Raw genomic sequence first — 13,713 nt, 5'->3', positions numbered from 1 at the left:
TTAAAAAAGCCCGTTTATCTAAAAAGATAAACGAGCTTTTATTTTCTTACATTTAATGCTGTTTTTCCTGATAAGCTTTTAACTTCTCTTCAACATCGGCAATACTAATTTTACTATCAGTTGTTTTTGGTAAACTTGGACCAACCTTTTCCGGCTCCATATGCCGATACTTGGCCATCCCTGTACCTGCAGGAATAATTTTACCAATCATAACATTCTCTTTTAGACCAACTAAGGGGTCATTTTTGCCGCGAATAGAAGCATCAGTTAATACACGCGTTGTTTCTTGGAAAGAAGCAGCTGATAAGAAACTATTAGTTTCCAAAGAAGCCTTGGTAATCCCCAGCAATACCGGCGAACCAGTAGCTGGTAACTTACCATCAATTAAAGCCTCTTTATTCTCATCAGTAAACTGTCCAATATCTACCAATGAACCTGGAAGAATATCAGTATCTCCCGGATCAAGGATTCTAATCTTGCGCAACATTTTGCGAATCATAACTTCGATATGCTTATCACTGATATCTACACCTTGCATCCGATAAACTTTTTGAACTTCCGATAAGAGATAATTTTCAGTGGTTTGCACATTGGTAACCTTAATTAATTGTTTAGGATCAATTGATCCAGCAGTTAATTTACTACCTCTTTGGACTTCATCGCCCTCAGCTACGGCAACACTAGCAGTATAAGGAACGCTATAAGTTCTAGTATCAGTTTTACCTTCAACTGTAATCTCTCGCGTATGTTCAGCCGGATTTTCATCAACAGCAGTAACTACACCGTCAACCTCAGAAATTATGGCTAAACCTTTAGGATTACGGGCCTCAAAAATTTCTTCAACACGAGGTAAACCTTGAGTAATATCTTCACCACCAGCAACACCACCGGTATGGAAGTTCCGCATAGTTAATTGTGTACCTGGTTCACCAATTGATTGCGCAGCTACTACACCAACAGCTTCTCCTACTTCTACTTCTTCACCAGTAGCTAGATTACGGCCATAACATTTTTGACAGATACCATGACGCGTATTGCAGGTAAAGGCACTTCTAATAGTAACTTTAGTGACACCCGCATCAATAATTTTTTGAGCCTTATCTTCGTCTAACAACACATTTTTATCTACCAGCAGTTCATTGGTTTGTGGATCACGGACCGCTTTTTGCGTATAACGACCTACCAAACGATCAAATAACGGCTCAATAACTTCATTACCATCGCGAATCACGCTGACTTCCACTCCGCGATCAGTGCCACAATCTTCTTCACGAACAATAACATCTTGTGCCACATCAACTAGACGCCGTGTTAAATAACCTGAGTTAGCAGTCTTCAAAGCCGTATCGGTCATACCCTTTCGAGCACCGTGAGTCGACATGAACATTTCCAAAACTGATAAACCTTCACGGAAATTAGAAGTAACAGGAATTTCCATCATTCCGCCGTTAGGAGCAGCCATTAATCCCCGCATACCTGCTAATTGGGTAAAGTTGGAAATATTTCCCCGCGCTCCAGAATCAGACATCATGGAAATTGGGTTTTTCGGATCAAAACTATCGACTAATTGTTGTTGAATCTCATCTTTGGCATCATTCCAAATGCTGATAACTCGATTATGCCGTTCTTCATCGGTAATTAATCCCCGCCGAAATTGCTTAGAAACAGTAGCTACTTTTTGGTGCGCTGCATCAACAATTTCCTGCTTATCATCCAATTCGGGCACGTCGGCAACTCCAACGGTTAGTCCCGAAATAGTACAAATGGTATAGCCTAACTCTTTAATATCATCCAAGAGCTCTGAAGTGCGTTGAACTTTATAAAGCTTAAAGACTTGAGCAATAATATCACTCAGATAACCCTTTTTAAAAGGAGCAGTTAACGGCATGTCTTTGAGACGTTGATGAATATCTTCGCCCTCTTTTAAGAAATACTTTTCGGGCACTTTATTGGTTAAGTTCTCCTGAGTCGGCTCATTTAAAAATGGCATTCCCTTCGGTAAAATGCGATTAAAGACCACTTTACCAACACTGGTAATCATAATCCGATTTTGATTATCGTCAGACCAATCAAAATCAGTTAATGACTTAGTAGAAAGCCCAATCCGCGTATGCCAATGAACGACTCCATTTTGAAAGGCCATTTCGACTTCATCCATGTCTTTAAAGATCATACCTTCGCCTTCACGGCCACGCTCTTCCAAGGTTAAATAATAATTACCTAAAACTACATCTTGGGAAGGAGTAACAATTGGTTTGCCATCTTTAGGAGCTAAAATATGATGAGCCGCCAGCATTAACATTCGGGCCTCGGCTTGAGCTTCATCGGACAGTGGTACATGGACCGCCATTTGATCACCATCAAAATCCGCATTATAAGCTTCGCATGCCAACGGATGAAGCCGAATAGATTTACCATCAACTAAAACTGGTTCAAAAGCTTGGATACCTAACCGGTGCAAAGTTGGTGCCCGGTTTAAAAGCACGGGACGTTCTTTAATTACATCTTCTAAGACATCCCACACAGCATCGTCTTGGCGTTCAATTTTACGTTTAGCATTTTTAATGTTAGAAGCCAATTCCCGTTTTACTAATTCATGCATTACAAATGGCTTGAATAATTCCAGTGCCATTTCACGTGGTAATCCACATTGATAGAACTTCAAGGTCGGACCCACATCAATAACAGAACGTCCGGAATAATCAACCCGCTTACCTAAAAGGTTCTGACGAAATCTACCTTGCTTACCTTTAAGCATATGAGAAAGCGACTTTAAAGGCCGATTACCAGGTCCGGTAACTGGGCGTCCACGACGACCATTATCAATCAAAGCATCTACTGCTTCTTGCAGCATCCGCTTTTCATTTTGCACAATAATATTAGGTGCATTTAAATCTAACAAACGTTTCAAACGGTTATTACGATTAATAACGCGGCGATATAAATCGTTCAAATCAGAAGTCGCAAAACGTCCGCCTTCCAATTGCACCATCGGCCGCAAATCGGGCGGAATAACTGGAATACAATCCATTACCATCCATTCGGGACGATTACCAGACTTTTTAAAAGCATTTAAAATATCTAATCGACGAATCGCCCGGGTCCGCTTTTGTCCAGTGGCAGTTTTTAAAACTTCTTTTAAATGGGCCACTTCTTTTTCTAGATCGACTGCTTCCAGTAATTCTTTAATTCCTTCAGCACCCATTTTGGCTACAAAAGCATTGCCGTATTCTTCTCGTTTTTGCCGATATTCAGTTTCTGTTAATAATTGCTTATTTTCTAAATCGGTATTTCCCGCTTTAATAACAACATATGCGGCAAAATAAATAATTTCTTCCAAAGCTCGTGGGCTCATATCCAAAACCAAACCCATACGGCTAGGAATACCTTTAAAATACCAAATATGAGTTACAGGAGCTGCCAATTCAATATGCCCCATCCGTTCCCGGCGTACTTTAGACTTAGTAACTTCTACGCCGCAGCGATCACAAACAATCCCTTTATAACGGATTCGCTTATACTTTCCACAAGCACATTCCCAATCTTTGGTGGGTCCAAAAATCCGCTCATCAAAAAGTCCATCGCGTTCAGGCTTTAAAGTCCGGTAATTGATGGTTTCAGGCTTTTTAACTTCACCATAAGACCAGCTGCGAATTTTATCTGGGGATGCCAGACCAATTTGCATACTTTCAAATTTATTGACATCTATCAATGGGCAACCTCCTCTTAATTGTCACTGTTACTATTATCAGAACTCAAACTATTAATTTTATCCATTAAACTATCTAAATTTGGTTGCTGTTCTTCTTTTTTATTTTCTTCATTTTGAGCTTGTTCTTGGGCCCGCTTTTGTTCCTGCTGTTCAGCTAAACGAGACAGTGCGTCAACACCATTACTTGTGCTGTCTTCATCCATATCGCGTAACTCTAACTCATGATGTTCATGATCCAAAATCTTCATATCCAAGCCTAAAGACTCTAATTCCTTAACCAAAACTCTAAAAGATTCAGGTACTCCAGGTTTAGGAATAGTTTGACCTTTAACAATGGCTTCATAGGTATTGACCCGACCAGTAACATCATCAGATTTATAAGTTAAAATTTCCTGCAGGGTATAAGCCGCACCATAAGCTTCCAAAGCCCAAACTTCCATTTCACCAAAACGCTGGCCACCAAACTGAGCTTTACCACCTAAAGGCTGTTGTGTAACTAAGGAGTAAGGTCCAATTGAACGGGCATGAATCTTATCATCAACCATGTGTGCTAATTTCATATAGTACATTACACCCACGGCTACCCGATTATGGAAAGGCTCACCAGTACGGCCATCGTACAAAATAGTTTTGGCATCAGAAGCCATATTAGCTTCTTTGACAGCAGCCCAGAGGTCATCATCAGTAGCTCCATCAAAAACTGGTGAAGCAATATGAATTCCTAAAGTTCGAGCCGCCATTCCCAAATGCAGTTCCAATACTTGTCCAATATTCATTCGCGAAGGAACACCCATAGGATTTAATAGGACATCAATTGGTGTTCCATCAGGCATATAAGGCATATCTTCTTCTGGCACCACAATTGAAACTGTACCTTTATTACCATGACGACCGGCCATTTTATCGCCCACCTGAATTTTACGTTTTTGAGCAATATAGACCCGTACCATTGTATTTACACCGGGACTGAGTTCATCGCCAGCTTCCCTGGTAAAAATCTTAACGTCTTGGATAATTCCGCCGCCGCCATGAGGCACACGTAAAGAAGTATCGCGGACTTCGCGCGCTTTTTCACCAAATATTGCATGTAACAGCCGCTCTTCAGCGCTTAATTCAGTAACTCCTTTAGGGGTTACCTTTCCGACTAAGATATCGCCATCCCGCACTTCGGCGCCAATGCGCACAATGCCGCTTTCATCTAAGTCTTTGAGCGCATCTTCACCTACATTAGGAATTTCTCGAGTAATCTCTTCCGGTCCTAATTTGGTATCCCGTGCCTCTGATTCATACTCTTCAATATGAATCGAAGTATAAACATCATCACGAACTAAGCGTTCCGATAAGACAATCGCGTCTTCGTAATTGTACATGTTCCAAGTCATAAATGCGATCAACGGATTTTGCCCTAGTGCTAACTCACCAGCTTGCATTGCTGGGCCATCGGCAATAATTTCGCCTTTATCAACATGGTTGCCCTTTTCCACAATTGGGCGCTGATTATAGCATTTACCCGCATTGGAACGTTGGAATTTAATCAGGTCATAATTGTCCATTGTTCCATCAGCACGCTCTACTTGAATTTTTTGCGCATCTACATATTTAACAGTACCGGGATCATGGGCTAATAAGGCGGTCCCTGAATCGTGGGCAGCTACATATTCCATGCTCGTTCCTACTAACGGAGAGTGTGGCTTAATTAAAGGTACTGCTTGGCGCTGCATATTAGCTCCCATCAAAGCCCGGTTGGAATCATCATTTTCCAAGAAAGGAATACAAGCACTCGCAACCGAAACTACTTGTTTAGGAGAAACATCCATATAATCAACTTTGTCAGAGGTAGTTTCAATATTATCATCTCGATGACGGGCCAAAATACGTTCTTCCGCAAAAGAACCGTCATCATTTAAAGGTGTATTGGCCTGGGCAACAACATAATTATCTTCTTCATCAGCAGTTAAATAATCAATTTTATCCGTAACTTTGTGAGTATCCCATGAAACACGCCGATAAGGAGTTTCAATAAAGCCATACTTATTAACGACCCCGTAAGTAGCCAAATTATTAATTAAACCAATATTTGGCCCTTCAGGAGTTTCAATGGGGCACATCCGACCATAATGGGTATAGTGAACATCCCGAACCTCATAACCGGCGCGATCACGAGTCAAACCACCCGGTCCTAAGGCTGACAAACGGCGTTTATGAGTTAATTCACCTAAAGGATTATTTTGATCCATAAACTGGGACAATTGAGAAGATCCAAAGAATTCTTTAATTGCTGCGACAACGGGGCGAATATTGATTAATTGTTGTGGAGTTACAGTGGCTGTATCTTGAATTGACATCCGCTCACGAACCACCCGTTCCATTCTTGATAAACCTAAACGAAATTGGTTCTGTAATAACTCGCCGACAGAACGAATTCGCCGATTTCCCAAGTGATCGATATCATCGACTGTCCCGATACCTTCTTGTAAGTTAAAGAAGTAATTAATTTCAGCTAGAATATCTGCGGGTGTAATGTGTTTAACTTTTTCATCAATATTATCATTACCAATAACATTGACAACTTTATCTTCGTCTTCTAAAGAATATACTTTAATAATTTGTAATTTGACAGGGTCACCCAAGATTCCTTCATCTGAAGGCTGGAAAGTTACCGCCTTAAAATCAGGATTCTTTAAATAAGGTGATAATTTATTTAAGGCTTCACGATCCAATTTGGTATCTTTTCTGAGAATAATCTCCCCAGTATCCGGATCAGCTAAGGTTTCAGCTAAGGTTAAGCCCTGTAACCTAGTTTTCAAATTTAATTTCTTATTAACTTTGTAACGCCCAACAGGAGCGGTATCGTAACGTTTGGGATCAAAAAATCGAGCATACAGTAAAGACCGCGAACTTTCAGCTGTCTTTGGTTCACCAGGACGGAGACGTTCATAAATATCCTTTAAAGCCTCAGTCACTCTTGAGTCAGAAGGATCTTTATGGACATCCTTCTCTAAGGTTAAATTCAAAAAGTCGCTATTATTACCAAAAATATCTAAAATCTCACTGTCAGAACCGAAACCTAAGGCACGAATTAATTCCGTAATCGGTAATTTCCGTGTCCGATCAATGCGCACATACACAATATTCTTGGCATCATTATCAAATTCTAGCCAAGCACCGCGGTTAGGAATAACTGTCGTACCATAAATCATACGGCCGTTTTTATCAGCTTCTGCTGTGTAATAAACTCCAGGAGAACGTACCAATTGTGAAACTATAACCCGCTCAGCACCATTAATAATAAAAGTACCTTGCTCTGTCATCAATGGAAAATCGCCAAAGAAGACATCCTGTGTCTTAATCTCTCCAGTTTCATGGTTAGTTAAACGTAAAGTTACATGCAATGGTGCAGAATAATTAGCATCATGATTACGTGCTTCACTGACAGTGTATTTGGGTTTCAAAAGCTTATAATCAACATAATCCAAGGATAAGGTGCCAGCAAAATCATCAATAGGCATAATATCTTGGAACATTTCCTTTAAGCCTTCATCTAAAAACCAATTATAAGAATTGGTTTGAATGTCAATTAAGTTGGGTAACGGTAAAACCTCTTTAATCCGGGCATAACTCCGTCTTGTCCGATGCTTTCCGTAATTGACATTATGGAAACGAACTTTTTCTTCCGTCAAGCTGTTCACCCTTTCAATAAAATTTGAACACCAAATATTACAATTTGATTACAAATTAGCAAATGATACTTTTTAAGCAAAAAAAAACCAAAAATAGCTAATTAACTATTTTTGCCTTTTTATAATTCCTTATCGGACAATATTTCGATAAAGAATACGCTTTTCATACCACGCTAACTAATCACGATAAATGATACAATAAAAGCTCATCTTTGTCAAGATATTATGATTTTACAGTCTCTAAATTGCGAATATTAAATTTTAACTGCTTTTTGGCGACTCCCACGGATAGATTATCTCCCGTCTGTAATTGATGAGATAATAACAAATCACTGATTTTATCTTCTACTTCAACTTGAATAGTCCGTTGCAACGGCCGTGCCCCTAATTGGGGGCTATAACCCTTTTCTACCAAATAATCTAAAGCCCGCGGAGTAATCCGTAATTTAATTTGCTGTTCTCGTAGTCTTTGCACCAGTCCTTGGGACATAATCCGGATAATTTGATGCAGATCCTTTTTCGTTAATTCATGAAATACCAAAATGTCATCGATCCGATTCAAAAATTCTGGGCGGAAAAACTGCTTAGTTTCTGTCAAAATTTGTTGTTTCATATTTTCATATTGATTGGTATTGGTTGCTTCATTAAAGCCAACTGTATGGGTGTCTCTTAGTGTTGTCGCACCCAAATTAGAGGTCATAATAATAATGGTATTTCGAAAATCAACCCGGCGCCCTTTAGAATCAGTTAAAAAACCATCATCCAAAACTTGCAACAGTAAATTAAACACATCACGATGTGCCTTTTCTACTTCATCTAATAAAATAACTGAGTAAGGGTGATTACGTACTTGTTCAGTCAGTTGGCCCCCTTCTTCATAGCCGACATAACCGGGAGCTGAACCAATCAGCCGTGAAGTACTAAATTTTTCCATATATTCGGACATATCAATGCGAATAATATCTGTTTCACTACCGAACATGCTTGCAGCTAAAGACTTCGCTAATTCTGTTTTACCAACACCAGTCGGTCCCAAAAACATAAATGAGCCAATTGGACGCCGTGGATCTTTCAAACCACTACGTGCCCTTCTAATAGCACGAGCAACTGCACTAATTGCTTCTTCTTGACCAACCACTCTTTGATGCAGCTCTTTTTCTAAGTTCAATAATTTACGTGATTGTTCATCAGTCATTTTAGTTACAGGCACACCGGTCCATTGGGAAACAATCACGGCAATATCGCCCGGACCTACCTGCGGCTGTTGCTCACTAGATTGTGCCTGCTGTTCTTGTTGAGCTAAATTAGCTTTAAGATTCATTTCTTCTTGGCGATACTGTGCTGCCTGTTCAAAGTTTTGCTCTACAATAGCCTGATCCTTGGCTTGTGCAGTAGCATTTAACTGTGCTTCCAACTGATCTAATTTAGTGGGAGAATGTTGTGAACTGGCCTGAATGTGCACCCGTGCACTGGCTTCATCAATTAAATCAATCGCTTTATCAGGCAAAAAACGGTTGGGTAAATATCTCTGCGATAATTTAACCGCTGCTTTTAAAGCTGCATCAGTAATTTTTAACTGATGATGATTTTCATATTGTGCACGTAATCCCTGTAAAATTAATAGACTATCTTCACTGGAAGGTTCATCAACCTGAACTTTCGCAAACCGCCGTGCAAAAGCTGCATCTTTTTCAATATATTTTTGATATTCATCCAAAGTCGTAGCACCAATCATTTGTAACTCACCCCGTGAAAGAGCAGGTTTCAAAATATTGGATGCATCAATAGCTCCTTCTGCACCGCCAGCACCAATCATCGTATGCAATTCGTCAACAAATAAAATTACTTGTCCATCACGATAGATTTCATTAATAATTTTTTTCAAACGATCTTCAAATTCACCACGATATTTAGTTCCCGCTACCAAAGATCCCATGTCCAAAAGCATTAAGCGCTTCTCTGCCATTTCTTGAGGGACCTCGCCCGCAGCAATTTTTTGAGCCAAACCTTCCACAATGGCGGTTTTGCCGACACCTGGCTCACCTAATAAAATGGGGTTATTTTTGGTGCGCCGACTTAAAATTTGAATAGTCCGTTTAATTTCCGCATCACGCCCAATAACCGGATCTAGTCGTTGTTCTTGAGCGGACTGAGTTAAATCACGAGCTAAAGAATCAAGTGTGGGCGTTAAGCTTTTGCCGTTAGCAGACCGTACTTTTGATAAAGACGTGGGCTTCTTATTAGAATTCTTAGTGGATAAACCCATTTTTTGTAATAATAATTTTCGTGCTTTAACTATGCTGACACCTAAATTGGCTAAAATACGTGTAGCCAAAATTGTCGGGTCTTGAAGCAACACTAATAAAATATGGCTAGTACCAATCTGGGGAGCCTCTAAAATCTTAGCCTGCTGAGCTGCCTCTTCTAAAATTTGGCCTGCTCGCGGCGAATAAGGTAAATAAATCAAGTTTTGTGCTTTAGAATCATCTGTACCATAACCAGTCACAGCTTCAATTTCTTCTTGAATGTCTTCCGCTGATACCGCTAAATCGGTAATCGTCTTTGCCGCAACTCCGGAGCCTTCTTTTGCCAATCCGTAAAGAATGTGCTCACTGCCGACTGTATGATGGCGAAATCTTTTAGCTGCTTGTTGCGCCAACCTCAAAGTTTCCTTAGCACTTGCAGTAAATATCTCATTCATGAACAGCCCTTCTTTCTTGTATGTTTGGAAAGTATACCACAATCAAATAAATTATGATAAATGATGTCCTAGTTGAAATCATCATTAAACAATAGCTTCTTTAATATTTGGTAACAAATTATAACAACTAACTTACCTGTTCTTCAAATAATACTTTAGTTATTATTATAAACAAAGACAAACAAAAAGCCCACAAAACAGCTACAAGCCGAGTTAATATTTCGAGTTAATATTTGCGGACAAAATCAGCTTACACAAAAAAATCGGGAAAACAAGATTCGAACTTGCGACCTCTGCGTCCCGAACGCAGCGCTCTACCAAGCTGAGCTATTTCCCGAATTAAAAAGCGGAAGACGGGATTCGAACCCGCGACCCCCACCATGGCAAGGTGATGTTCTACCACTGAACTACTTCCGCAAACTATAAATTTTTACTAATGCACCCAGTAGGAGTCGAACCTACAACCTTCTGATTCGTAGTCAGACACTCTATCCAATTGCGCTATGGGTGCTTATTCATTATAATGCCGAGGACCGGAATCGAACCGGTACGGTAATCACTTACCGCAGGATTTTAAGTCCTGTGCGTCTGCCAGTTCCGCCACCCCGGCAAAATAATGAAAGCGGAAGACGGGATTCGAACCCGCGACCCCCACCATGGCAAGGTGATGTTCTACCACTGAACTACTTCCGCAAAGTATAGACCATTTATCAAAATTTTGCTTGCTTAACTTTTGCACATGTAAACAATCATCTGCAAAATGAGTCGCGTGGGGCTCGAACCCACGACCCACGGCTTAAAAGGCCGTTGCTCTACCAACTGAGCTAGCGACTCAACAGCTATCAACTATCTGACAACTGTTATAGTATAACAATTTATCCCACAAAATTCAACCACATTTTAGTTTTTATCCAGATTACTTTTTATGGTCGGTCCTCAGGACGCAAAGTAGGAAAAAGAATGACATCACGAATAGAAGGAGCATCTGTTAATAACATAACCAAACGATCAATACCAATTCCTAAGCCACCAGTAGGCGGCATGCCGTATTCTAAAGCCTCGACGAAGTCTTCATCAATGCTTTCTGCTTCATCATTTCCCGCAGTTTTTTCGGCAGCTTGGGCTTCAAAACGTTGACGTTGATCAATCGGATCATTTAATTCTGTGAAAGCATTTGCGTATTCATTTCCCAAAATAAACAACTCAAACCGATCAACAAAACGGGGATCTTTTTCACTTTTTTTAGCCAAAGGAGATATTTCAATTGGGTGACCATAAATAAAAGTTGGCTCTTTAATAGTGTCTTCCACAAACTCTTCAAAGAAAGCATTAATAATATGGCCTACTTGCCAATAGTCTTCATAATGGACTTGATGCTCATCTGCCAACTGACGTGCTTTTTCCAGAGTCATTTGCGGCCAAAAATCAACTCCGGTGGTTTCTTTAATTGCATCTACCATATGCATCCGTTTAAATGGTTTAGATAGATCAACGTTTTGCCCTTGGTAAACAACTTGTTGTGTACCTAAAGCAGCTTGAGCTGCATAACGGAAAATACCTTCAGTTTCATCCATTACATCTTCAAAATTAAAATAGGCTGCATAAGATTCTAATTCTGTAAATTCGGGATTATGCTTTGTATCAATACCTTCATTCCGAAATACTCTTCCAATTTCATAAACACGTTCCATACCACCAACAATTAATCGTTTTAAATGAAGTTCAAGCGCAATTCGCAAATAGAGATCGACATTTAATGCATTATGATGGGTCATAAAGGGTCTGGCAGCTGCCCCACCCGCTTGATTATGCAGAACCGGGGTCTCCACTTCCAAAAAACCATTTTGGTCAAGATATTCCCTTACAGCAGCGATAATTTTGGTCCGTTTAATGAAACGATCAAAACTGTCTTGGTTACTAATTAAATCCAAATAGCGTTGGCGATAACGCTGTTCAACGTTAGTTAAGCCATGATATTTATCCGGTAAAGGCCGCAGTGCTTTAGTCAACAAAATTACATGGTTAGCTTTAACGGTCAGCTCCCCCATGTCTGTTTTCATAACTTCGCCTTCGATACCATAAATATCACCTAAATCAGCCTTCTTGAAAAGTTGATAGTTATCATCACCGACAGTATCTTTACGCACATAAATTTGAATTCTTCCAGTACGATCTTTTAAATCAGCAAAGCCAACTTTTCCTTTACCCCGTTTAGACATCATTCTGCCCGCAATTTTGACAGATTCATTTTGCGCAGCAATTTTGTCTTTATCTAACTGATCATATTTTTGATGTAATTGCAAAGCTGTAATTGAAGGTTCATAACGATGTCCGAAGGGATCAATTCCTGCTGCTCGTAAGTCCTCCATTTTTTGGCGACGCACTCGTAATTGATCATTCATTTCTTCTTCAGTTTTAGCCATTTTATATCTCCCTTACAAATTTATTTAGTAGAAATCGTACTCAGTTTGGTTGCAAAATCATCTAGAAGTTGATTTACTTCTTGTTGCGTTTCAGCCTCATTAACCGCCGCTTTTGTTCGAGCAGAACGAGGAATTCCTTTTAAATAGTAAGATAGTTGTTGCCTAAATTCCGGCACACCGATTCGCTCCCCCTTGAGCATTACTAGGCGTTCCAATTGCTCTTTTGCAATTTGAATTTTTTGGATAGGAGTCGGTTCCGGTAACAGTTCACCCGTATCTAAATAATGGGCCATTGCTTTTAAAGCCCAAGGATTACCAATAGCTCCGCGCGCTACCATCACAGCATCAGCTCCGACATCTTCAATCATTGTTTTAGCATCTTGCGGTGTACGTACATCACCATTACCCATAAAAGGAATACTTAAGTGCTGTGCTACTTCATGCAGCAGCTCCCAGTCCGCTTGGCCACTGTACATTTGAGCCCGTGTCCGGCCATGCATAGCAATGGCATCAGCTCCACCTTCTTGGGCAGCCAGCGCATTTTCCACGGCCAAAATATGATCTTGATCCCAGCCGGTACGCATTTTAATAGTCAGTGGCTTGTCGATCACTGCCTTGACAGATTTAACCAAGTCATAAATACTATCGGGATCCAAGAGCCAATGCGATCCTGCTCCAGTCTTGACCACTTTTTTTACCGGGCAGCCCATATTAATATCAATTATATCTGCCGCCGTATTTTCTGCCACATACTGAATTGCGGGGACTAATGTTTGTTTTGAACTTCCAAAAACTTGAATACTAATTGGATGTTCTTCTTTATTCACATACAGCATGGATAAAGTTTTTTGATTTTTATATAAAATTCCGCGATCATTAACCATCTCACAAACAACTAAGCCAGCTCCGAATTCTTTAGCAGTCATCCGAAAAGAATAATTAGAAATTCCGGCCATAGGTGCCACTACAATTTGGTTAGGTATAGTTACTTTTCCGATTTTCCACTCCATTAATTTCTTCCTTTCTTGTGGAGCTAATTAATTACATAATAGCAAAACAATAGTCTGAGTTGCAATTACTTCTCGCTAATAATTTGATAAATCTCAGTTAAAACCTGCCCAGTCTTTTTCTTAAAATAACAAAGCAGTTTATCAGTTGAAAATAGCTTGAATATTCCTTAGTCGACCTGATAAAAAT

The 13,713-nt window shown here is 39.9% G+C and carries 5 protein-coding genes and 6 tRNA genes; all 11 read right to left on the bottom strand.

The features are described from left to right. Positions 1-52: 52 nt before the first annotated feature. On the bottom strand, positions 53-3,712 hold the full coding sequence (rpoC, locus tag JG29_RS01675) for a DNA-directed RNA polymerase subunit beta' (RefSeq protein ID WP_045922220.1): 3,660 nt from the start codon (positions 3,710-3,712) through the stop codon (positions 53-55). Positions 3,713-3,726: 14 nt separating this feature from the next. Beyond that, entirely contained in the window at positions 3,727-7,392 is a 3,666-nt protein-coding gene (rpoB, locus tag JG29_RS01670; RefSeq protein WP_045922219.1) for a DNA-directed RNA polymerase subunit beta, read from the bottom strand. Positions 7,393-7,615: 223 nt separating this feature from the next. After that, positions 7,616-10,093, bottom strand: coding sequence for an ATP-dependent Clp protease ATP-binding subunit (locus JG29_RS01665; protein WP_045922218.1), 2,478 nt, complete (start codon positions 10,091-10,093; stop codon positions 7,616-7,618). 263 nt (positions 10,094-10,356) lie between these two features. After that, a tRNA-Pro gene (locus JG29_RS01660) sits at positions 10,357-10,430 on the bottom strand. An 8-nt stretch (positions 10,431-10,438) separates the two neighbouring features. After that, positions 10,439-10,510: transfer RNA gene (locus JG29_RS01655), tRNA-Gly, on the bottom strand. Positions 10,511-10,530: 20 nt separating this feature from the next. After that, positions 10,531-10,604, bottom strand: a tRNA-Arg gene (locus JG29_RS01650). 13 nt (positions 10,605-10,617) lie between these two features. Beyond that, positions 10,618-10,703 (bottom strand) — tRNA-Leu (locus tag JG29_RS01645). Positions 10,704-10,714: 11 nt separating this feature from the next. Then, a tRNA-Gly gene (locus JG29_RS01640) sits at positions 10,715-10,786 on the bottom strand. Between the two features lie 68 nt (positions 10,787-10,854). Beyond that, a tRNA-Lys gene (locus JG29_RS01635) sits at positions 10,855-10,927 on the bottom strand. An 89-nt stretch (positions 10,928-11,016) separates the two neighbouring features. Next, positions 11,017-12,438, bottom strand: coding sequence for a lysine--tRNA ligase (gene lysS / locus JG29_RS01630; protein ID WP_376890640.1), 1,422 nt, complete (start codon positions 12,436-12,438; stop codon positions 11,017-11,019). 98 nt (positions 12,439-12,536) lie between these two features. After that, positions 12,537-13,526, bottom strand: a complete 990-nt coding sequence (dusB, locus tag JG29_RS01625) for a tRNA dihydrouridine synthase DusB (protein WP_045922216.1) — start codon at positions 13,524-13,526, stop codon at positions 12,537-12,539. Positions 13,527-13,713 lie beyond the last annotated feature (187 nt).

The organism is Bombilactobacillus mellis (assembly GCF_000967245.1).
In the GTDB taxonomy this organism is placed as follows: domain Bacteria; phylum Bacillota; class Bacilli; order Lactobacillales; family Lactobacillaceae; genus Bombilactobacillus; species Bombilactobacillus mellis.
Note: the sequence above shows the minus strand (reverse complement) of the source record. Positions and strands in the feature narration are given on the sequence as shown.